General features: G+C 59.6%; 22 protein-coding genes. 6 read left to right on the forward strand and 16 right to left on the reverse strand.

What is annotated here, in order from left to right; translation table 11 throughout:
- Positions 1 to 394: 394 nt before the first annotated feature.
- The 12 genes from E5J99_RS18175 to E5J99_RS18230 form a co-directional block, all read right to left on the reverse strand.
- Positions 395 to 910, reverse strand: a complete 516-nt coding sequence (locus tag E5J99_RS18175) for an FKBP-type peptidyl-prolyl cis-trans isomerase (protein ID WP_135499243.1) — start codon at positions 908 to 910, stop codon at positions 395 to 397.
- 311 nt (positions 911 to 1221) lie between these two features.
- Entirely contained in the window at positions 1222 to 3204 is a 1983-nt protein-coding gene (locus E5J99_RS18180; RefSeq protein ID WP_135499244.1) for an AAA domain-containing protein, read from the reverse strand.
- A 71-nt stretch (positions 3205 to 3275) separates the two neighbouring features.
- Positions 3276 to 3653 (reverse strand): hypothetical protein, encoded by a 378-nt coding sequence (locus tag E5J99_RS18185; protein ID WP_135499245.1) that lies wholly within the window; start codon positions 3651 to 3653, stop codon positions 3276 to 3278.
- 30 nt (positions 3654 to 3683) lie between these two features.
- A complete protein-coding gene (locus tag E5J99_RS18190) occupies positions 3684 to 4043 on the reverse strand; it encodes a helix-turn-helix domain-containing protein (RefSeq protein WP_135499246.1) in 360 nt (119 codons plus the stop codon).
- Positions 4040 to 4333, reverse strand: coding sequence for a type II toxin-antitoxin system HigB family toxin (locus tag E5J99_RS18195; protein ID WP_135499247.1), 294 nt, complete (start codon positions 4331 to 4333; stop codon positions 4040 to 4042). The genes E5J99_RS18190 and E5J99_RS18195 overlap by 4 nt, the downstream gene beginning before the upstream one ends.
- Positions 4334 to 4376: 43 nt before the next feature.
- Positions 4377 to 4985 carry a hypothetical protein gene (locus E5J99_RS18200; RefSeq protein ID WP_135499248.1) on the reverse strand — a complete coding sequence of 203 codons (609 nt, stop codon included), beginning with the start codon at positions 4983 to 4985 and terminating at the stop codon, positions 4377 to 4379.
- 247 nt (positions 4986 to 5232) lie between these two features.
- The gene (locus tag E5J99_RS18205; RefSeq protein WP_135499249.1) at positions 5233 to 5604 is read right to left on the reverse strand and encodes a hypothetical protein; all 372 of its coding nucleotides are present in this window, start codon (positions 5602 to 5604) and stop codon (positions 5233 to 5235) included.
- Between the two features lie 17 nt (positions 5605 to 5621).
- Positions 5622 to 5972: a hypothetical protein gene (locus tag E5J99_RS18210; protein ID WP_135499250.1), complete on the reverse strand. Its 351-nt coding sequence runs from the start codon at positions 5970 to 5972 to the stop codon at positions 5622 to 5624.
- A gap of 83 nt (positions 5973 to 6055) precedes the next feature.
- Complete coding sequence (locus tag E5J99_RS18215) at positions 6056 to 6637, reverse strand: hypothetical protein (RefSeq protein WP_135499251.1); 582 nt, start codon at positions 6635 to 6637, stop codon at positions 6056 to 6058.
- Between the two features lie 31 nt (positions 6638 to 6668).
- On the reverse strand, positions 6669 to 7523 hold the full coding sequence (locus tag E5J99_RS18220) for a hypothetical protein (RefSeq protein WP_135499252.1): 855 nt from the start codon (positions 7521 to 7523) through the stop codon (positions 6669 to 6671).
- Positions 7524 to 7556: 33 nt separating this feature from the next.
- Positions 7557 to 8360 (reverse strand): hypothetical protein, encoded by an 804-nt coding sequence (locus tag E5J99_RS18225; protein WP_135499253.1) that lies wholly within the window; start codon positions 8358 to 8360, stop codon positions 7557 to 7559.
- Between the two features lie 85 nt (positions 8361 to 8445).
- Positions 8446 to 10746, reverse strand: coding sequence for an efflux RND transporter permease subunit (locus E5J99_RS18230; RefSeq protein WP_135499254.1), 2301 nt, complete (start codon positions 10744 to 10746; stop codon positions 8446 to 8448).
- 174 nt (positions 10747 to 10920) lie between these two features.
- On the opposite strand from E5J99_RS18230, the gene E5J99_RS18235 reads away from it, so the two are divergent.
- Together E5J99_RS18235 and E5J99_RS18240 are read left to right on the forward strand one after the other, a co-directional pair.
- On the forward strand, positions 10921 to 11136 hold the full coding sequence (locus E5J99_RS18235; RefSeq protein ID WP_135499255.1) for a hypothetical protein: 216 nt from the start codon (positions 10921 to 10923) through the stop codon (positions 11134 to 11136).
- 137 nt (positions 11137 to 11273) lie between these two features.
- Positions 11274 to 12371 (forward strand): type I restriction endonuclease, encoded by a 1098-nt coding sequence (locus E5J99_RS18240; protein WP_245319087.1) that lies wholly within the window; start codon positions 11274 to 11276, stop codon positions 12369 to 12371.
- Positions 12372 to 12433: 62 nt separating this feature from the next.
- On the opposite strand, the gene E5J99_RS18245 is transcribed toward E5J99_RS18240, so the two are convergent.
- On the reverse strand, positions 12434 to 12727 hold the full coding sequence (locus E5J99_RS18245; protein WP_135499256.1) for a hypothetical protein: 294 nt from the start codon (positions 12725 to 12727) through the stop codon (positions 12434 to 12436).
- A gap of 143 nt (positions 12728 to 12870) precedes the next feature.
- Between E5J99_RS18245 and E5J99_RS18250 the strand changes: the two genes are divergently transcribed.
- Both E5J99_RS18250 and E5J99_RS18255 read left to right on the forward strand, forming a co-directional pair.
- Positions 12871 to 13665, forward strand: coding sequence for a thymidylate synthase (locus E5J99_RS18250; RefSeq protein WP_135499257.1), 795 nt, complete (start codon positions 12871 to 12873; stop codon positions 13663 to 13665).
- Positions 13666 to 14046: 381 nt separating this feature from the next.
- Positions 14047 to 14226 (forward strand): hypothetical protein, encoded by a 180-nt coding sequence (locus E5J99_RS18255; protein WP_135499258.1) that lies wholly within the window; start codon positions 14047 to 14049, stop codon positions 14224 to 14226.
- Here the strand turns inward: E5J99_RS18255 and E5J99_RS18260 are convergent.
- Both E5J99_RS18260 and dprA read right to left on the reverse strand, forming a co-directional pair.
- Positions 14223 to 15035 (reverse strand): aminotransferase class IV, encoded by an 813-nt coding sequence (locus E5J99_RS18260; RefSeq protein WP_135499259.1) that lies wholly within the window; start codon positions 15033 to 15035, stop codon positions 14223 to 14225. The genes E5J99_RS18255 and E5J99_RS18260 overlap by 4 nt on opposite strands.
- 264 nt (positions 15036 to 15299) lie before the next feature.
- Positions 15300 to 16430, reverse strand: coding sequence for a DNA-processing protein DprA (gene dprA / locus E5J99_RS18265; protein WP_210114487.1), 1131 nt, complete (start codon positions 16428 to 16430; stop codon positions 15300 to 15302).
- Between the two features lie 87 nt (positions 16431 to 16517).
- On the opposite strand from dprA, the gene E5J99_RS18270 reads away from it, so the two are divergent.
- Complete coding sequence (locus tag E5J99_RS18270; RefSeq protein WP_135499260.1) at positions 16518 to 16814, forward strand: hypothetical protein; 297 nt, start codon at positions 16518 to 16520, stop codon at positions 16812 to 16814.
- Positions 16815 to 16858: 44 nt separating this feature from the next.
- Here the strand turns inward: E5J99_RS18270 and E5J99_RS18275 are convergent, their stop codons facing one another.
- Positions 16859 to 17218: a MerR family transcriptional regulator gene (locus tag E5J99_RS18275; RefSeq protein ID WP_135499261.1), complete on the reverse strand. Its 360-nt coding sequence runs from the start codon at positions 17216 to 17218 to the stop codon at positions 16859 to 16861.
- A 328-nt stretch (positions 17219 to 17546) separates the two neighbouring features.
- Here E5J99_RS18275 and alaS point away from each other — a divergent pair, with 328 nt between their 5' ends.
- Positions 17547 to 20231, forward strand: coding sequence for an alanine--tRNA ligase (gene alaS / locus E5J99_RS18280; RefSeq protein ID WP_135499262.1), 2685 nt, complete (start codon positions 17547 to 17549; stop codon positions 20229 to 20231).
- Positions 20232 to 20249 lie beyond the last annotated feature (18 nt).

Here is a 20249-nt window from a genome sequence, read left to right on the forward strand (position 1 = left end):
CCACCGTGTAGCCGCTGCCCCCGTCGGCCAGCCGCAACAGTATCCGCCCGCGTTGGACCGTGCGCCCGGCGTGGCGGCCTTTGCGGGTTAAAGCCTCAATAGTCTGGCGGTCAGTCGACGACAGGACGAATGGCGTGAGTGGTCTTCCCATCCAAAAGCAACGACCAATCTGCTTTTTTGTTCAAAAAACTCCCCTGACTAAGCAGTAGTTCAACTGTATTAAGTATATTAAATTCAAATCATTATCAATTATTAAATAATCAATCTGAAATTGTTGGCCCCTATGCGTTGCCCACACAATAGGCCAGTGAAAAGCAGAGACCAGGCTTACTTTCAGTAGCAAAAAAACGGGGCCTTGCGGCCCCGTTTTTATTCTTAGCAAAACAACATCACCTTAGTGCTGGTGCCCGCCTTCGCCATGCACATGGCCGTGGTCCATTTCTTCTTTGGTGGCTTCGCGCACGTCGGCTACCTGGCCGTCGAAGTGCATGACCATGCCGGCCAGGGGGTGGTTGAAGTCCATCTTCACGGTGTCGGTGCCGATTTCCAGCACTTTGCCCTGCATGTGGTTGCCTTGGTTGTCGGCCATGGGCAGGAAGTTGCCTTCCTGCAGCATTTCCTCGTCAAGCTGGCCATCCACTTCGAACACGTTTTTCGGGATATCGACCACGGCTTGCTGGTCGTATTCGCCGTAGGCCTGCTCGGGGGTAAGGGAGAATTTGAAGGCGTCACCGGCGGCTTTGCCGTCGAGCTGGGTTTCAAACTCTTCGGGCAGGCCGCTCTGGCCAAACAGGAACACCATCGGCGCGTCGGCTTCCGCCGATTCGACGAGCACTTTCTCGTTGCTTTCGTCGGTCACGCTCAAATCGTAGGTGATGGTGACGACTTTATTGGGGCTGATCTGGGCCATAATCGGGGTGGATTAGGTATTCGGGTTGGGTTAAAAATGGGTTTGGGGCGGCTAGTTACGGAAAATGCCCCGTACATCTGAGTGCGCCGGTTGCCTATAGATACTCCGGGCGGCGGGGAAGGTTTTTGTCGCGTCGGGCAGTGCAAGCAGCGCAGCAATTCGCGCTCTGCAGGGCGCTGAGCAAGCTGTAACGCGAAGTTCCACTGCGCGACGCGTTGGACGACGCGTAGGCAACGAACAGCAACGTGTCGTTCAACGCCCCGCGCAGTGGAACTTCGCGTTACAGCAAAAAGCCCTGACGGACGCGGCACTTACTGCATTTCCCAGGCCGTGCGGTAGGCCCCGATGCTTTCTACGTAGTCCAGAAAGGCCTTGTAGAACGGGTGGGAGCCGAGCGTGCTGGAGTCGCCCACGATGAGCAGCTTGCGGCGGGCGCGGGTCATGCCCACGTTCATGCGGCGGATATCGGAAAGGAAGCCGATTTCGCTCTGGGCGTTGCTGCGCGTGAGGCTGATGGCAATAATGTCGCGCTCCTGGCCCTGGAAGGAATCCACGGTGCCCACGCTCAGCATGCGGTGCTCCATCAGGCCCATCAGCTCATCATTATCCTCCACGGCATCCTTGAGGTAATTGATCTGGGCGCGGTAGGGGGCAATAACACCAATGGTGAGCAGGTCCTGCTCGTGGTCGGCGGGGTCATATACCTCCAGCAGCTGCGAAAGACGCTTCAGCAGCAGGTCGGCTTCCTCAGGGTTGGCAATAGAGCGGCTTTCGGCAATGCCCAGCTCCTGAAAGCCGAAGCCGGCCGTATCCAGAAACTCCACGGGCAGGTCGGGGGCAAAGCGCAGGTCGTAGTCGGGCAGGTCGGCGTGGGCCACGCTGGGCGCGGCCTGCAGGCGGCCTTCGTAGAACTGCGCCGAGCTGAAGGCCATAATCTGCTCGTGCATGCGGTACTGCACTTCCAGCATGCGCGCCGCTTCGGGCTGCCGCCGGATGCACTTCTCAAACAGCGTTTCGCGCAGACCTTCGCGGGCCGCCTTTTCGCTTTTCACCGTGGGCGGCAGCTGCTGATGGTCGCCGGCCAGTACCACGCGGTTGGCCTTCGTAATCGGAATCCAGGAGCCCGGCTCCAGGGCCTGGGCGGCCTCGTCGATAAAGACGGTTTCGTAGGTAAGATGGCGAATGGCGCGGTTGGAAGCCCCTACCAGCGTACAGGTGATGACCTGTACTTTATCCAGTAAGTCCTCGGTGATGTAGCGCTCCAGGTTGTCGGAATCCTGGAGCATGAGGTGGGCCTGCTCCTTCAGCAGGCGGCGCTGCTCGCGCTCCTCCCAGCCGAAGTGGCGCTTAAACTTGCCGGCCTGCTCGCGGTACTGCTCGGCCGTCTGGCGCATGCTCTTCAGCTCACCATAGCTCTTGTGCTCCATAATCTGGGCGTCGAGCGTGTGGTGCAGCAGCAAATCCGACACCCGCGAGGGGTTGCCCATCCGGATGACGTTCACGCCGCGCTCGGCCAGCTTTTCGGTGAGCAGATCTACGGCCGTATTCGAGGGCGCACACACCAGTACCCGCCGCTCGCGCCGGATGGTTTCCAGAATAGCCTGCACCAGCGTGGTGGTTTTGCCGGTGCCGGGCGGGCCGTGAATGATGGCTACATCCTGGGCGGCCAGCACGTGGCGCACGGCCGAGAGCTGGGAGCTGTTCAGGGGGCTGGGGTAATACAAGGTAGCCTCGGCCTCGTCGCGGAAGCGGGCGGGCCTGGCCCCCAGCAGCACGTCGCGCAGCTCGGCCAGGCGGGTTTCGTGGGCGCCCATCACCTTGCCCATGGCAAACTCCATTTCGCGGTAGCTCACCTCGTCAAAGGTCAGATCGACGCCCAGCTTGCCTTCCTCGACCCAGTCGGGAAGGTCTTCCTTGGTGGTCGCGAGCAGAATTTTGTTGCGCTTCACGGCCGTAATCACGCCGTTGAGCGTGGGGCGGTCGGAGCCGGCACGGTTGGGGATATTGCCGAAGAGGGCCGCGTTTTTGCCCACCTGAAACAAGTGCAGGCCGTTCTGGCTGAGCGGGCGCTCAATTTCGAGCACCAGCTTGCCGCCGAAGCCGATTTCCTCCTTAATGATTTTGACCGGGTACCACGTCAGGCCGCGCTGCTGACGCTCGGCAATGGTGGCTTTGGCATTCTTGAGTTTAAACTGCTCCAGGTCTTCCTGCTGCTCCAGTTTCAGTAGGGCCTGCACCTTGCGCAGCTCTTTTTCCAGCGCGTAAGGGTCGGTAAAGGTCGGTTGTTCAGACAAGAGGGTAGGCGTTAATTAAGTCCGTTGGTAACAACGGAAACGGCAGATTGGTGGCCGAAGGTCGGGGAGAATTACTTGTCGCCCCTTTCGAAGTAATGTTCAATGCGGAAACGGCTTTCCTTAGCTATATCCTTCAACAAGTAGTCTTTCTTGATTTGGGACCTTTGCTTACTATATTCTCCCAGGCCCTTGAGTTGTGCTTGGATAAAACTATAGAGCGGATGATTATCGTCTTGAAACTCTCGCCACAAAATGGCTGATGCTTGGTTCAACAAATCATCGACATCCTCTTTCTTATGTTGACTTTTGTATATCTCGTTTCCAATTTCTAGTAGAACCTGCTTCGTTGTTTTTCCATCTGGATTAACCCATTTGCATTTCTCGGTGATAATTGTTTCTACGCCATTATAGACGTAGATTATTTGACGGGTTGGCGCTTGACTGCTCATAAGCAACGTTTCCGAAAGGGTAAATTAAAACTACGCCCCAGCTAGCAGCACTTCCGCCGAAATTCCCAGATTATCGTGCAGGGCCTTCATCATCTTGGCCGTGAGCTTGCGCTTGCGGTTCAGGATTTCGCTCACCCGGCTTTCGCCGCCCAGCCACTCGGCCAGGTCGCGCTGGCGCAGGCCCTGTTCCTGCATTTTGTACTTGATGTACTCGATAGGGTCGGGCTCCGGTACGGGGTGGTGCACGGCATCATAGGCCTGCACCAGCGTGGTCAGCACATCCAGCTCGTCGAACTCCGCCGTGCCGGGGGTAGCCTCGAAGATGCTTTCGATGCGGGTCAGCGCCTGTTGGTAATCGGCTTCGGTGCGAATGGGCTTGATGGCGTTCATAGGGTGGCGGCGTTTATTTTGTCGTAGTGTGCGTGGGTGCCGATGAAGCGGATGAAGACGATGCCGGCCGCGTAGTTAATAGCAACCACCAGCCGGAAATCATTGCCCTTGATGTTGAACACCACCCGGTTGTTGCCTACGATGCTGGCGTTGCCGTGCTGCGCTTTTACGTCGTTCGGGGTATGCCAGACGGCCTGAGAAGTGTCTTTATACCATACCTGCAACGGCAGGGCCGCCGCTGGATACTGTTCCCAGAATTCCCGCAAAGGAGCCTTGGCAATGATGCGCATGATTGTATAAAGATAGGAAACTTACCAGATAGGGAAGAACACTTCAGCTAGAAACGCCCGACTCTTCCATCCCCAGCAGCCGCGTCAGCTCCTGGGCTTCTTCCAGCAGCAGGCGGTGGCGCAACACCAGGTGGGCACGGGCCAGCGGGCCGGGGCGGAGCACGGCGGCGGTATTGGCTTCGAGGTGCGTCAGCCAGACCTCGGCTTCGGTGGGGTCAACGACGGGGTCGAACATGGCACCGGGCGTGGCCAGGGCCTGGCGCAGGGCGGCCAGGCCCTGGCGGCGGCGCAGCAGGGCCGTATCCTGCAGGGCCAGGGTTTCGAGCTGGTACTGCAGCTGGTAGGCCAAGTGCTGGCAGCGCCGAAGCCGGCGGCGCAGTACCTGGGCGTCGTGGGTGGCCTGGTAGGCTGGCAGCGGGGGTGGCGGAACGGGCAGAGTCTCGGGCGCGGACAGGCCGGGGGCCCGCAGTAAATCCTGTAGCTGGCTGAGGCGGCGGCTCACGGCGGGAGAAAACTGACGGCGGCTCGCTTCCACGGCTTCTACCTGGCGGGCGCTTACCTGGAGCCAGCGGGCCAGCTCGGCCTGGGTGAGGGCAAAATGCCGCCGGACCACGGCCGCGTCGGTATCAGAATACGAAGTGGGAGTGCGCATAGCGGAAGATATCTGGCGCGAGGCAACGGAGAGTCGTACACCTGTTTTATTATTTTCACGTGTACTACTATTTTGTCGTACACGTGAAAATAATAAAACAGGTGTACGACTAGGGGCAAGCGGGTTTGGGCTTTTTAGGGCCTCACCCTACATCTAGAGAAGCCTAAACCCGCTCTGATTACCATTGCAATGGAGGTGCTTCGACAAGCGGACACCAGATCAAGCATGACCTTATAAGCCAGGTACTCTACTCGAAAAAGTCGCTCGAATCCGTCTGGCTGAAGTATTTGTTCAGGCTGCCCAAATCGGCGAAGATGGGGCCGATGAGGCGCATGAAGTCGTTTACGGCTTCCTGCGAATCGGCGTAGAACAACAGGCGGGCCGCAGTAGAGTAGCCGGTAATATGCTCCAGCAAGTCGGGCTGCTCTTCTTCCAGAATGGTAGTGATATGTTCCTCCCACGACTGTCCGCTGCCGCCGAAGCCGTAGTTCTCGAACAGGTAGAAGTGGCCTTCCAGCTCCGGGTCCGACTCCACGTTGGCCGTAATGCCAAATTGCGCGTCGTCGATGCGCAGATGCTCCGGAATCGGATAAATCTTGAAAGGGAAGGTGTTTTCCATAGGATAGGGTAAAGGTACTAAGCCGGGAAGTGCCGCTCGCAGCCCGCGCACTGGTGTAGGGTAGTGCCCGCATAAAACAGCCGCTGCCATAGCCCCGGCCGCGCCACCGGCATCGTGTCGGGGCTGTGGCAGCGGGGGCAGCGCACCACGCGCACCGTAGCGCGCCGGGCCTCAAAGTCCTCCACACTGGCGCGGGCTGCGTCGGCATCTTCTTCCTCGATGAGGAGCTGGTACCAGATACCGTCGCCGAACGGAAAGGAAGGCGGACCGCAGGTTTTGACCAGGGAGTTGATGTCGGCCGCCAATAAGTCATTATACAAGGTCACCGCCTCCGCGTAGGTCAGATAAGTAGCGGCGGGAATGAGCATTGCGGTGGACTTTTCTGTTGGCCAGGGCATCTTTTTTTCGTCAGCTCAGAATGACAGCCGAAGAAAATAGCAGCAGCAGCGTTTTACCGCCGCACGACGCGCCGCACCGGTTGGGCTTGACCGCGCAACTTGTAAATATACCACAGCAAACCTGCGCACAGCACGGCCAGCGCGGTGGCCAGCAACTCCCGGCTGGTGCGGGCCTCGGCGGCTTCCTGGGCCGTGGCCTGGGCATCGGCCAGCTTCTTCTCGCGCTGCTTGTCGCGCGTCTGGAGGTTCTGAATCTGGTTTTCCAGGTCGTAGAACCGTTCTTTGGTCACCGACTGGTCGCCCTGGGCCACGGTAATCTGGCGCTCGGCCTGGGTTTTCTCGGCCACGATGCTGGCTGTGCGGCGAATGGAAGCTTCCTTAATGGCCTGCACGATTTCGGTGTCCTTGCGGATGATGGCCTTGAGCACGTCTACCACTTCCTGCAAATCCTTTTTGGAAGCCTTGTTGCCAAAGAGGCTGTTGCGCTGGGCGTTGGCGTCTTCGTAGGCCTGCACCATCCGGCTGCGCTCCTGAATCAGCGGCGTCAGCGGGTCGGGCTGGGCAGACTGGGCGGGCGTCTGGGCGGGCGCGGTCAGGGTAAGAAAGACGAGCAGGCAGGAAAAAGCGAGTTTCATAGGGCCTTCATACGGCAAAGCGGCAAGGAGGCTACAAATCCCCCTCTTTCATCAGCAGCGTAGCCACCGTGGTCGTGGTGAGAAAGCGCAGCTCCGGCGCCAGGCCATCCCGAATCCAGACCTTGAGGGCATGGTCGGGCGAAATGGTTTCGTAGTCGAGGTAGGCGATGCGCTGACCCTCGTGCACAATTTCGACGCCCCCGGGACCGGCCAGGGGTTGCGCCAGCTGAGCAAACCTGCCCGCGGAAGCCGGGAGCGGCGTGCGCGCCACCAGCCGGATGCGCAGCAGCACCTGGTCGGCGTCGCCGACGAGCCCGATGACGGGGGTCGGGTTGTCGGACTCGAAGCCGGTCCGGTTGGTAGTAGTCAGCAGCAGATTCCAGACGTTGGTCTGCCCCAGTTTGGGCCCTACGATCAGGGCGTTGAAGGTTTCGGTGGTGCGGCTGCGCAGCTCCGGGTCCAGCTGGCCCAGCAGCAGCCCTTTCGCTACCACCGACTGCGTAACGCTCTGCCGGCCGCAGTACACGGCCGCTGACTGCCCCGGGCCACCGGGGCTGCTGGTGCCGAATTGAAATTCCATCTTGCTGTCCTCGGTGCTCAGCTGCTGGGCGTAGGGCAGGTCGAGCACGTCGAGCACGGGCGAGCCGGTAGTACCAGCGCGCAGCGGGCCCTGGTCGCGGGTGCGGGTGCTGCGCCAGCCGCGGTGTACGTCCGTCACCTGGTAGGGGCCGAGGACGGGTTTGCGGCCGGGGCCGAGCTTGCTGATGGGCACGCTCAGCTGGGTGCCGGCTGCTCCCCCGAAAGGGTTGGCCGAGGTGCGGGGAAGGTAGGCCGGCGTGGCGCAGCCAACCAGCAGCAGGGGCAGGGCAAGGAAAATCTTCCGCATGAGGAGGACAGAAATCGGGCGGAAAAAACGGATTTATTTCAAATCGGGCCGCAGCAGCAGCGTGGTGCTCATGCTGGCCACCACCAACTGCAAAGCCGGATCGAGGTCTTTGCGCACCCAGTAGATGGAGCGCGCACGGCGACTCAGGTCCGGCAGCGCCAGGGCGGCAATAGCTTTGCCCTGGTAGGTGAAGATGAAGCCGTGGTGGACCTGGGCCGCCAGCAGCGCGGCGGCCATGCCGCCCTGGTCGGCGTAGCTGAGCGCGTCGTCGATGACCTCGGAAAACTGAATGATCTGCTTGCCATTGCTGACGGTGCCACGCAGGGGCGCCGCAACAATCTGCTGCGCATTTTCGACCGCAAACTGCCAGACCGGTTCCGTGGGAGCCTGGCCGACCACCGAGATGGCACCCAGGAAAACATCGGAGTTGTTGTTTTTGGGCCGGAGCGAATCCCGGCTGGGAAACAGAATACGGTCCAGATTGCCCAGGGCATTGCCGCTGAGCGTGAGGTTGGCCAGGGTAAACACCTGGGCCTGCTGGCCGTGGGCTTTGTCTTCCAGCACGAAACGCAGCTTCTGCTTGCTGCTGGTTTGGTAAAACAGCACAATGGGCGGCAGCGGTACGCCATCGGGAAGCGTGGTGAGCCAGTCGCCATTGCGGTGCAGCGTCAGCAGCCGGAACTGGTCGAAAGACAGGCCCCGGCCCAGGCCGCCGTATTGCACCGGCATCGGCCGGTAGGCCGATAAAATGGTGGCTGGTATCTGCTGCGCCTGCCCCGGCACACTGGAAAGGGCCAGTAGCCCAAGCAGGGCCAGCCAACGAAATACATGCGGCATAGTAACTACAGCTAGGATAAGGAGGCGAAAACAACCGCCCAATCTTACGCAATAAAAACCATGCCGCTGCCTCTGGTAGCTCCTTTTACCCCCTTAGCACCGGCACCGGCTGGCGGATTTCCTTGGGCTTATGCTTGTAGAAGTACAGGATCAGAATGGGCAGCAGCGTCAGCTCGGCCACTACGCCGAATAGCAGGGTGAGGCCGATGAGCAGGCCCACGTAGAACGTGCCGTCGAAGGAGGAGAAGATGAGCGTGCTGAAGCCCCCGACCAGAATCAGCGAAGTCACGACCACCGCTTTGCCGGCCATCAGGTAGGTTTTGCGCACGGCTTTGAACAGGCTCGGCTCCTGGAGCAGCGTGAGCTTGAGCTTGCTGATAAAGTGAATGGTATCATCGACGGCAATGCCGAAGGCGATGGTGAAAATGATGCTGGTGCTCACCTTCATGCTCACGCCCGCCAACCCCATCACGCCCGCCACAACCAGGATGGGTACCAGGTTGGGAATGAGCACCACCACCGTCATGCGCAGGCTGCGGAACAGGAACAGCACGATGAGCGTGACCATCACGATGTCGATGCTCATGCCCGTAATCATGTTCAGGGTGAGGTTTTCGTTATTTTTGTCGATCAGGTTGGCCGAGCCGGTGAGGCGGGTCTGGAGCACCTGCGGGTCGGTGTGTTGGCGCAGGAAGCGGCGCAGATCCACGTTCAGCGCGTCGGCGCGGATGCTGCCCACGTCGGGCATGCGGCCGGTGAGGCGGCCGGCGGAGGCGTCGGGTAGCACCAGGGCCCGGAACTCGGGCTTGTTGCGGAACAGCTTCACGCGCCGCACCAACTGGGCCAGCTCGGCTTCCGAGCCGGGCAGCCGGTATTCGGCCAGCAGCCCGCCGTTCAGGGCCTTGCGCACCGATTTGATGAGCGTGACGGGCGAGGCCACGAAGTTCAGGCCGTAGGTTTTTTGCAGGTAGCCCTCGATTTCCTCCGTTTCGCGCAGTACCTGCAGGTCGTAGATGGTACGACCAACCGCGGGCTGCAGGGCCAGCTCGAAGGGCCGCACGCCGGCAAAGTTCTTCTCGAAAAAGCCGAAATCCAGCTTCACCGGGTCGTTTTTGGACAGGTCGTCGAGCAAAGCCGAGTTGATGCGGATGCGCGAGGCCGAGGCCACCGAGCCGATCAGGATCATGGCCGACAGGCCCACCACCAGCCGCCGCCGGGCCAGCACCACCCGGAACATGCGGCCCAGCACCCCATCCCAGCTGTGGCCCTCGGCCCGTGGAATGCGCAGCTCGGGCTTACGCAGCAGCATGAGCATGGCCGGCAGCAGCGTAAACGACAGCGCGAAGGTGAGCAGCACGGCAATGCCGGTGAAGAGCCCGAAGTTGTAAATCGGCCGGATGGAGCTGGTCATCAGGGTGAAAAAGCCGATGCTGGTCGTCAGCGCCGACAGCCCCGAGCCGAACCCGGATTCCTTGAGCGTAATCAGTAGCGCCTGCTTTTTGGCCGTGCCGTAGCCCAGCTCCGTGTTGTAGCGGGTGATGATGTGGATGGTGTCGGACATGCCCACCACGAACAGCATAATCGGCAGCAGGGCCGTCATCAGATCGATACTCACCCCGCAGGCGCTCATCAGCCCCAGTCCCCACAGAATGGCCCCCAGCACCACCACCAGCGGCAGCACCACGCCCCACCAGGTCCGGAACGTAAGCCACAGCAGCCCCGTAACCAGCAGCACCGACAGCGACATGAACACCACCAGCTCCCACTGCAGCCGGTCGACGAAGATGGACTGGGCCACCAGCTTGCCGGCCAGGTGGTAGGTGTCGGGCGCGAAGCCCTGGCGGGCCAGCTCGGTGCGCACGGCACTCAGCAGCGAGTCGCCGGGCGGCTTGGTGATGTTGGGCGAAGTCTGAAACAGGATGGTGACGGCGCGGGCATCACGGGCAATAAGGTTGCCCACCAGTCCCGGCGTGCGGTACACCAGCGCCGAATCGGCGGCCCGGCGCGCGGGCTCGGCGGGGTGCAGGTAGGGCACGTTGAACACCCCGAAACCCTCCACCACCGGGTTGGTGGCGTTGGTGGGCGAAGTGACGTGCACCACGTGGGGCCGGCCCTGAATAAAGCGCGTCAGCGAATCGACCCGGGTCAGGAACCCGGGCTCGAACACCGTGTGGCCCGGCGCGGCTTCCAGGCCCAGCAGCACGTAGTCGTTGTCGTTGCCGAAGCGGGCCGAGTACTGCTGGTAGTAGTCCAGGTCGGGGTCGCCGGCGGGGTAGAAGTCGTTGAAATCGTAGTTGAAGCGCAGCTGGGCCACGAAATACCCGCTCACGGCCGACAGCAGGGCCAGCAGGATCAGGGTGAGGTAACTGGCTTTACGAATCGTCATGCGCGGAATAAGCCCGAATCAGGGTTCGGGGGAGGAGAAAAACGGCGCCGGCCGGCGGCTGAACTTTCGCGCTGCTTTCGTACTTTAGAGGCAGCGGGAACCGGCTGGCCGACTTCGGGATGCCAACCATACCCCGCCGGCTTTTGTTTCCTTCACCTCCCTGATTTCAACCCCATGAAAAACGCATTGCTGGCTTTGGCCCTGTTTGCATTTGTAGGAACCGCCGCCGCCAACGACGGCAAAGACGATAAAAAAGGTAAGAAAGCCGCCAAGTCGTGCTCCATGGCCGAGAAAAGCAGCGCCAGCTGCTGCATGAAGAAAGGCGGCAAAACGGCCTCGGTGAAACCCGCCGAGACGCTGCCCGCCGCTCCGGCAACCAAGTCGCTGTAGGCAAAAGAATAGCTTATTTTCAAGCAGATGCCCTGGCCGTAAGGTTGGGGCATCTGCTTTTTACAGCGTTGGTAGTTGCGAATAGAATCCTACATTTAAGGCCATTGTGATAATCTTTAATAGAAATATGGACCTTATTGATTAACTCAGTAACCTGGCGTCGCGGGCGCAAAACGCAGATTTCCCACATTCAGACCGAGGAAGCTACCAAGAACGCGCTGGTCATGCCGTTTAGTAATGTTCTCGGCTACAACGTGTTTGACCCCACGGAAGTAGTGCCGGAATTCATCTGTGATATCGGCACGAAGAAGGGCGAGAAAATCGACTACGCTATTGTGCGGGATGGCAAGCCTATTATCCTGATTGAATGCAAACACGTTGGCAGTGAGCTGAATATCAATCATGCCAGTCAGCTGTTTCGCTATTTCCACGTTACGGAAGCACGTATTGCGGTGCTGACCAACGGGGTTACCTATAAGCTGTTCACTGATCTGGAGCAGCCCAATAAAATGGATGAGCGTCCCTTTATGGAGTTTGACCTGTTCAACTTTCATGAAAATGATGTTGCCGAAATTAAGAAGCTGAGCAAAGCCGCCTTCAATATTGACGACATGCTTTTTGCCGCGTACAACCTGAAGTATATGCGGGCTTTCAAGAAGTATTTCGACGAGCAGTTCACGCAGCCTTCGGCCGACTTCATTCATTTTGTATCCAAGCAGATTTACGATGGTGTGCTGACGCCGAAGCTGAAGGAGCAGTTCAGTATCCTGGTGCATCGGTCGTTCCAGCAGTTTCTGAACGATAAAATAACCATGCGGCTGCGGTCGGCACTGGTCGATACCAGCGGCCAGGGGCCCCTGGTAGCTGACCTGCCCCTGATTCCGGTGGCTGATCAGGCCGCCAGCGTTGACGTGGAATCCAGGGAAAAGGATATTGATACCACGGTAGAGGAAACCGAGGGCTTCATGATTGTGCGGGCAATCCTGCGCAAGACTGTAGCCGTCAACCGGGTAGTCATGCGGGATGTGCAGTCGTACTGCGGTATTTTGCTCGACGATAACAACCGCAAGCCGATCTGTCGACTGCACTTCAATGGCAGCAAAAAGTATGTGACTCTATTTGATGCGGAAGGCGGTGAAAGAGTGGATATAAATTCGTTGGATGACCTCTACGGTATGGCTTCCCGGATCAGAGCGGCCGTGCAACGACACGAAACCAAAGTAGTTGAAGCATAAAGAAAACCCCATCCAGGTTCCTGGATGGGGTTTTTTGTAGGGGGCTACTACCTGTTTTACTCCTAGGCCGTCACGCTTTCCTCCAGCAGCTCGGCCAGACTCAGCTCCTCCACGTCGGGGACGGCAGCGAAGCGGCTTTCGTGGAAGTTGGCCTCCGGAAAGCCCGGGGCCACGCCGGCGTTGTTGATTTCCACCACCGTCAGGCCGAAGCCGCGGGGCGTATCGAACAGGCCGCGCACCACGTAGATCGGGCCGCGCTTGGGCGTCTGGATGGCCGGATTTTGGGCCAGCAGCACGGTGAAGTCGTCGTTGGAGCAGACGATGGGCTGGCCAGGATGAAAAAGTGGGGGATTCATAAAGCAAAGATACGGCGGCCAACCGGTACTTCGGTACCCGGCAGCCCCCGAAAAGCGGCCACCAGCGCCCGGCTTTTCCCGGGCCACCTTGCCTGCGTAGGCCAGCTTGCTACCTTTGCCATCCGACCTTTCAGCCCCGCCGCATGCGCCAGTACCTCGACCTCGTCAAGCACATTCTCGACCACGGAACCCAGAAAACCGACCGCACCGGTACCGGCACGCTCAGCATTTTCGGCCACCAGCTGCGGTTTGACCTGGCGCAGGGCTTCCCGCTGGTCACCACCAAGAAAGTTCACCTCAAGAGCATCATCCACGAGTTGCTCTGGTTTTTGCAGGGCGATACCAACGTGCGCTACCTCCAGGAAAACGGCGTAAAAATATGGGACGAGTGGGCCGATGCCAATGGCGAGCTGGGCCCCGTGTATGGCAAGCAGTGGCGCAGCTGGCCTCGCCCCGACGGCACCCACATCGACCAGATGGCCGAAGTGATCCGGCAGCTGAAAACCACGCCCGACTCGCGCCGCATCCTCGTATCGGCCTGGAACGTGGCCGAGCTGGACCAGATGCACCTGATGCCCTGCCACGCCCTGTTCCAGTTCTACGTCGCCGACGGCAAGCTCAGCTGCCAGCTCTACCAGCGCTCGGCCGACGTATTTCTGGGCGTGCCTTTCAATATTGCCAGTTACGCTCTGCTCACGCTCATGGTGGCCCAGGTTACGGGGCTGCGGCCCGGCGAGTTCATCTGGACCGGCGGCGACACGCACCTGTACTCCAATCATCTGGAGCAGGCCCGGCTCCAGCTCACCCGGGAGCTGCGACCCCTGCCGCAGATGCGGCTGAACCCGGCGGTGCAGGATATTTTCGGCTTCCGGTACGAAGACTTCACGCTGGAAAATTATGACCCCTGGCCTGCTATTAAGGCTCCAGTGGCCGTGTAATGGTTTGTGAATGATGGAGTTGGGTAGATTATCGGTTATTCCTAGCCGTCAGGTTCAGAGTTAGATATTTTTAAGAACCACCAAGTAGGTACTGATTGGTTCGGGTCATGAAATTGTGCTATATGATTCTGAAAAAGAAGCCTTTACGCGCATGCTGTGGCTTATTATAGTTTCAGTGCAATAAAAATAAACCTGCTAGCCTAGTAAGGAACTGGATATTTATTTTGTAGGTTTCTAACAAGAAGCGTATTTTACTGTTGAGTTACCGTTGCGTATAAAATTCAATCGTACTTATAAAATCCAAAAGGCATAACTTGCGTATAACGTGCTTCGGTTGCCCATTCCTCTTCATTTTCAGTGTTTAGTACCTCAGTGACCACCTTGAAATCTTCTGCCTTGCCTCGCAAGCACCGTGCGTGGATTGCCCTTTACGCCCTGGAAGGCTGTGAGCAAGACCGCACCGAAATCCTGCGCATCAACAACGTCACGGAATCCGACCTCACCGAGTTTGAGGAAGGCTGGCTGCGGCTCCGGTGTCGTAGCTTGGCTCCGAGCCGCTAAAACACGGGCTCATAAGCGAGCAGTTGTGTTAGCAGTGGGTGCTGAGTTGGGAATTGCACCTTACCCAGGCGCTCAACGGAGCGTAGCGAGGCGACATTAGCAGTAAAGACTACCTCTGCTCCCAAGATATCTTCGGTTGTGAACCGGCCTTCCGCGCAACGAATCTGGTGCTGTTGTGCCAAGTGCAGCAGGTGGGCCCGATGAACGCCGGCCACGCACCCCGTTTCCAGCGCGGGAGTACACAAAATCCCTTCTTTAATCCAGAAAATAGCGGCTGCTCCCGCTTCCGCCACGTGGCCGGCTGCGTCGCAAAGGATAATTTCATCGAGCCCGCGCTGCTGCCGCTCGTGGGCAGCCCGCACGTAGAGCCACGCCTGCGGGCCCTTGCAAAAGCTCAGCGGTGAGGGCAGGCTATACGTTTGCAGCGCGAAATCCACGTGTTGCAGCGGTGTGTTGTCGGCCTGAAATGGTTCGGCGGTAGCTAGCCACTCCGTGGCATCGGTGACGGGGGCATAGCGCCCGCCACCCGCCCGCCACAGCTGCACGCGCAGCCGGGCCGCAGGCAGGCTATTTGCTTCGGCCAAACGGCGTAGCGTGCGTTCCAGCGCCTCGGCGGTTGCGAGTGCTGCCGGCAGGGTGAGGTAGAGCGCGGCGGCGGCTTGCTGCATGCGGGCCGCGTGGTGGGTGCGGTAGCGCAGGCGGCTTTCTTCATAAATCAGCGTTTCGAAAAAACCGTCGCCAAAGGCCAGGCCACGGTTGGGCAGGGGTAGGGTAGCCGTGGGCAGCAGGTGGTTGTTCAGCAGAAGCATAGCCTGCAAGGTAGCGTTGAAAAGAGGTTTTTCACGCCCGAAAGCCCGAGCCACCCAGCGGAGCGTGTTGTGTTTTTTTCAGCGCCGGGCTTCCTGTCGCACCTCCATACGGCGCAGTGCTGCTACGTGCACACCCGCTGCGCCCAGTGGATAACGATACGGTGAATAGACCAGACCTCCGCTGGCCAGTGGTTACCGGGGCAGGGCAACCCACTATGCGCTAGCTAGCGCACCTAATATATGCAGCCTCAAGCCGCTGCCAGTTCAATTCAGCACGAACTTCTTGCCCGGTAATGCCTTCACCACGCCCCGAAACTCCAGGCCCAGCAGCAGCGCGGCTACTTTGTTGACCGGCAGTTGGGTTTTCCAGCTCAGGTTGTCCATCTGCTCTTCCTTGCTGGCCATCAGCACTTCGAGCAGCTGAAACTCTTCGGGTGTGAAATCGGCGGGGTCGTAGACCGGCGCGGGCTTGAATTTGCCGTTTTGGTGCAGTGCCGCGTCCCAGTTCAGCAGCTGCTCCAGGTCGGCGGGCTCGGCGTATAAGGCCGCTTTATTGGCTTTAATCAGGTTGTTGCAGCCCTCCGACGCCAGGGAGCCCAGATTGCCGGGCACGGCCAGCACGTCTTTGTTATAGCTCAAGGCAATTTCGGCCGTTATCAACGCGCCCCCTTTCTTCGCGGCTTCCACGACCACCGTGCCGTCGGAAAGCCCGGCAATGATGCGGTTCCGGGCCGGGAAGTTGTAGCGGTCGGGCTGGGTGCCGAAGGCAAACTCGGTGAGGAGCCCGCCTTGGGTAAGCATTTTCTCGGCCGTTTTGCGGTGAGCGTGGGGATAAATAACATCGAGGCCGGTAGCCATGACGCCCACGGTTTCCAGGCCCGCGTGCAGGGCGGCACGGTGGGCCGTGATATCAATGCCATAGGCCAGGCCGCTGATAACCAACGGACGGTGGGCCGCAAATCCCTGCACGAGGCGTTCCGTTTGGTCGCGGCCGTAGTCGGTGGCCTGGCGCGTGCCGACGATGGCCACGGTTTTTTCCTGGTTCAGGTCGGCTGTGCCCTGGTAATAGAGCAGGGTGGGTGCATCGGGAATGGTTTTGAGCCGCTTGGGATACTGCCGGCTGGTGTAGAAAAGGAGCTGCACGCCGTCTTTTTCGGCCGTGCGCAGCGTATCCTCGGCCTTCTTCAGCGCCGTGCTCCGGTCGCCACCCGTGAGCGTGGCTATTGTGGTGGGGCCCACGCCGGGAATCTTGCGCAGCTTGCCCGGCGGCAGCATCAGCACGTTTTTGGCCGAGCCCCCGTAGCTCATCAGCTGCCGCGTCAGCTGCGGCCCGATGCCGGGGAATAGCGTGAGGGCGACTTCGTGGAAGAGGAGTTCGTTGGTAGAAATGGGCATTGTAGAATGGTATAACTCGGACGCCTTGTTTATAAATCGTTAAACCAGTGCGAGCCAGATTTCGTCAATATTTTTTCCACTAAGTCAGTGCCCATCAGCAGCGTGCCACAATCGTTGTCGACCACCATTTTAGGAGAGTCGGCCAAGGCTGATACTAGCTTGTTTGGCAAACTCTATTCCGTGGTAGCCAATGCTGTAAACGTGTTGCGCAGTGGGCAGAACAGACCTGATGAAGGCAACTTCGTCGTCATCCCAGCCAATGGAAGCAAGGTCACGACCGTAGTGTTCAATAAACATATGATTGTGCCCCGGAAACTGCACTACAAACTCATCATGCTTGCCGTGCTCGGCACTAGTAGCCGTGGAAAATCGGGTTTGCAATAGCGTTCGGAAGTGCGGCAGTAGGTCAGCACCACTAGCAACGCCTGCTACCCCTGCGCCTTACCAATGGCGTCCAGCTCCTTTTTCATGGTCACCAGAAAGCCGCGCACCTTTTCCAGGCTCTGAATCACGTCGATTTTCTCCTTGAGCTGGGGGCCTTTCTGCTTGAGCAGGTCGCGGGCTCCCGGGATGGTGAAGCCGCGCTCCTTCACCAGGTGGTAGATGGTGCGGAAAATATCGATGTCCTGGGGCGTGTAGAGGCGGTTGCCCTTCTTGCTTTTGCGCGGGCGCAGCTCTTCAAACTCGGTTTCCCAGAACCGGATCAGCGACGGGGCTACGTTGAACTGGGCCGCCACCTCGCCGATGGTGAAGTACTGCTTTTCGATTTCGCGGTCTTTGTAGGGCATGGGGTAGGGGTTGTTCGGGGCTATTCAGGGCAAAAAGAACGTCGTGCTTCATCTGGCGTCTGCGAAGGCGAAGCATCTCGCGGGCTGACGTTGGATTAGTAATCAGACGACGCCACGCGAGATTCCTCGGCAAGCTCGGAATGACCAACGAAAAAAAGCGGGCCTCGCAGTGGCAATTTCGCTTTCCGGCTTAGTCGGCTAACTTTGCCGGAAGCGCCTTTCTGCCCGAAAGGCGAAAAGTAGCCAAAATCCCGGCCGCCGCCAATTCCGGCGGGCCGGCTTCCTCCGAACCTTACGACTCGCGAAGTGAAACTTCGCGGTACTGCTTATGTCCCTTCCTACCGCCAGCCACGTCCGCCAGCAGTTCCTCGACTTCTTCGCCTCCAAGGGCCACCACATCGTGCCCTCGGCGCCCATCGTGGTGAAGGACGACCCGACGCTGCTGTTCATCAACTCGGGCATGGCCCCGTTCAAGGACTACTTCCTGGGCAACAAGCCCGCGCCCTACAAGCGCATTGCCGACACCCAGAAGTGCCTGCGGGTGAGCGGCAAGCACAACGACTTGGAGGAAGTCGGCTACGACACCTACCACCACACCATGTTCGAGATGCTGGGCAACTGGTCGTTTGGCGACTACTTCAAGACCGACGCCATTGCCTGGGCCTGGGAACTGCTCACCGACGTGTTTAAGCTGGAAAAGGACCGCCTCTACGTTACCTATTTCGAGGGTGATAAGGCCGACAACACCGGCCCCGACACAGAAACCCAGAACCTCTGGCGGCAGTACACCACCGACGACCGGATTCTGCCCGGCAACAAGAAGGACAACTTCTGGGAGATGGGCGACACCGGCCCCTGCGGTCCGTGCACCGAAATCCACATCGACCTGCGCTCCGACGAGGAGCGGGCCGCCACGCCCGGCCGCGAGCTGGTGAATGCCGACCACCCGCAGGTGGTCGAAATCTGGAACAACGTGTTCATGGAGTTTCAGCGCCTGGCCGATAAGTCGCTCATCAAGCTGCCCGAGCAGAGCGTGGACACCGGCATGGGCTTCGAGCGGCTGATGATGGCCGTGTCGGGCGTGAAGTCGAACTACGACACCGACGTTTTCCAGCCCCTGATCCAGTTCATTGCCAACGAGGCCGGCATCCGGTACCACGGCACGGCCCCGGCCAAGGTGACGGACCAGCCGGCCACCGAGAACGAGAAGACCGACATTGCCATCCGCGTCATTGCCGACCACATCCGCACGATTTCCTTCGCCATTTCCGACGGGCAGCTGCCGTCGAATGTCAAGGCGGGCTACGTGATTCGGCGGATTCTGCGCCGGGCTGTGCGCTACGCGTTTTCGTCGCTGGGCTTCAAGCAGCCTTTTCTGTATAAGCTCGTGCCGGTGCTGGCCGAGCAGATGCGCGACATCTTCCCCGAGCTCAAGCAGCAGACCCAGTTTGTGCAGCGCGTAGTGGAAGAGGAGGAAATTGCCTTCCTCAAAACGCTGGAAAACGGCCTGCGCCGCCTCGACGCCCTCGAAGCAGCAGCCCGCGCCAACGGCAACCGCATCGACGGCAAAACCGCGTTTGAATTGAGCGACACCTTCGGATTCCCACTTGACTTGACAGCTCTTATCGCCAGAGAGAAAGGTTTCTCTGTAGACGAGCAAGGCTTCAAAAAAGAGCTGGAGCAGCAGAAGAGCCGCAGCCGTAACGCCCAGGAAACCGAGCAGAGCGACTGGACCGTGGTAACCGAATCCGACGAGCAGCCCGCTTTCGTGGGCTACGACCTCGACGAGGCGCCGGCCAAAATTCTGCGCTACCGCAAAACCACCGCCAAGGGCAAAACCGAGTACCAGGTGGTGCTCGACCAGACCCCGTTCTACGCCGAGTCGGGCGGGCAGATCGGTGATACGGGCTACCTGACCAGCCCGCTGAGCAAGGTGCGCGTGATTGACACGAAAAAGGAAAACGACCTGATCGTGCACACCGTGCTGGATTTGCCCCTGGACCTGGACGCCGACTTCTCGGCCAAAATTGACCACGCCCGGCGCGAGCTGATCCGCAAAAACCATACGGCTACCCACCTGCTGCAGGCCGCGCTGCGCGAAATCATCGGCAGCCACGTCCAGCAGAAAGGCTCGCTGGTGAACGACAAGCTGCTGCGCTTCGACTTTTCGCACTTCACCAAGGTGACCGACGAGCAGCTGCGCGAGATTGAGCGCATGGTCAACCAGCGCATCCGCCAGCAGATTCCGCTCGATGAGCGCCGCAACGTGCCCATTGCCGAGGCTAAAAACCTGGGTGCTATGGCCCTGTTCGGCGAGAAGTACGGCGAGTTCGTGCGCGTCATCACCTTCGACAAAGACTATTCCGTGGAGCTCTGCGGCGGCATTCACGTGCGCGGCACCGGCGAAATCGGCTTCTTCAAAATTACCTCCGAAAGTGCCGTGGGGGCCGGTGTGCGCCGCATCGAGGCCGTAACCGGCGAAACGGCCGAAGCCTACGTGGACCAGCAGCTCGACCTGCTGCACCAGGTGCGCGAGGCCCTGGGCAACCCCCAGCACCTGCTGCCCGGTATTCAGAAGCTGACCGAGGAAACCGCCGGCCTGCGCAAGCAGCTCGAGCAGTTTGAGCTCCAGAGCCTGAGCCAGCAGAAGGACCAGCTGGTGGCCCAGGTCAAGCCCCTGAACGGCATCAACTTCCTGGCCGCCCAGGTGCAGGTGAGCTCTGCCGACGGCCTGAAAACCCTGGCCTTCCAGCTGCGCCAGTCCGTGGACAACCTCGTGCTGGTGCTCGGCGCCGACATCGACGGCAAGCCCCAGCTGGCCGTGATGCTCGACGACGAAATTGCCAAAGCCGGCAAGCTCAACGCCACCACGCTGGTGCGCGAGCTGGCCAAGGAAATCCAGGGCGGCGGCGGCGGGCAGCCGTTCTTCGCCACGGCCGGCGGCAAAAACGCGGCCGGGCTGGGCGCGGCTATTGGCAAGGCGGAAGAGTTGATTAGTAAAAGTATTAGTTAAGAAATAGAAGTACTGTAA

The organism is Hymenobacter elongatus (assembly GCF_004745955.1).
Classification (GTDB): domain Bacteria; phylum Bacteroidota; class Bacteroidia; order Cytophagales; family Hymenobacteraceae; genus Hymenobacter; species Hymenobacter elongatus.

Bases quoted from the DNA above. Each gene is read 5' to 3' on its own strand.
- E5J99_RS18175 (WP_135499243.1), bottom strand. From the start codon at position 910: ATGGCCCAGATCAGCCCCAATAAAGTCGTCACCATCACCTACGATTTG.
- E5J99_RS18205 (WP_135499249.1), bottom strand. From the start codon at position 5,604: ATGGAAAACACCTTCCCTTTCAAGATTTATCCGATTCCGGAGCATCTG.
- E5J99_RS18245 (WP_135499256.1), bottom strand. From the start codon at position 12,727: ATGAATCCCCCACTTTTTCATCCTGGCCAGCCCATCGTCTGCTCCAAC.
- dprA (WP_210114487.1), bottom strand. From the start codon at position 16,430: ATGCCCATTTCTACCAACGAACTCCTCTTCCACGAAGTCGCCCTCACG.
- E5J99_RS18275 (WP_135499261.1), bottom strand. From the start codon at position 17,218: ATGCCCTACAAAGACCGCGAAATCGAAAAGCAGTACTTCACCATCGGC.
- E5J99_RS18215 (WP_135499251.1), bottom strand. From the start codon at position 6,637: ATGAAACTCGCTTTTTCCTGCCTGCTCGTCTTTCTTACCCTGACCGCG.
- E5J99_RS18235 (WP_135499255.1), top strand. From the start codon at position 10,921: ATGAAAAACGCATTGCTGGCTTTGGCCCTGTTTGCATTTGTAGGAACC.
- E5J99_RS18260 (WP_135499259.1), bottom strand. From the start codon at position 15,035: ATGCTTCTGCTGAACAACCACCTGCTGCCCACGGCTACCCTACCCCTG.
- E5J99_RS18200 (WP_135499248.1), bottom strand. From the start codon at position 4,985: ATGCGCACTCCCACTTCGTATTCTGATACCGACGCGGCCGTGGTCCGG.
- E5J99_RS18220 (WP_135499252.1), bottom strand. From the start codon at position 7,523: ATGCGGAAGATTTTCCTTGCCCTGCCCCTGCTGCTGGTTGGCTGCGCC.
- E5J99_RS18195 (WP_135499247.1), bottom strand. From the start codon at position 4,333: ATGCGCATCATTGCCAAGGCTCCTTTGCGGGAATTCTGGGAACAGTAT.
- E5J99_RS18190 (WP_135499246.1), bottom strand. From the start codon at position 4,043: ATGAACGCCATCAAGCCCATTCGCACCGAAGCCGATTACCAACAGGCG.
- E5J99_RS18210 (WP_135499250.1), bottom strand. From the start codon at position 5,972: ATGCTCATTCCCGCCGCTACTTATCTGACCTACGCGGAGGCGGTGACC.
- E5J99_RS18230 (WP_135499254.1), bottom strand. From the start codon at position 10,746: ATGACGATTCGTAAAGCCAGTTACCTCACCCTGATCCTGCTGGCCCTG.
- E5J99_RS18250 (WP_135499257.1), top strand. From the start codon at position 12,871: ATGCGCCAGTACCTCGACCTCGTCAAGCACATTCTCGACCACGGAACC.
- alaS (WP_135499262.1), top strand. From the start codon at position 17,547: ATGTCCCTTCCTACCGCCAGCCACGTCCGCCAGCAGTTCCTCGACTTC.
- E5J99_RS18185 (WP_135499245.1), bottom strand. From the start codon at position 3,653: ATGAGCAGTCAAGCGCCAACCCGTCAAATAATCTACGTCTATAATGGC.
- E5J99_RS18225 (WP_135499253.1), bottom strand. From the start codon at position 8,360: ATGCCGCATGTATTTCGTTGGCTGGCCCTGCTTGGGCTACTGGCCCTT.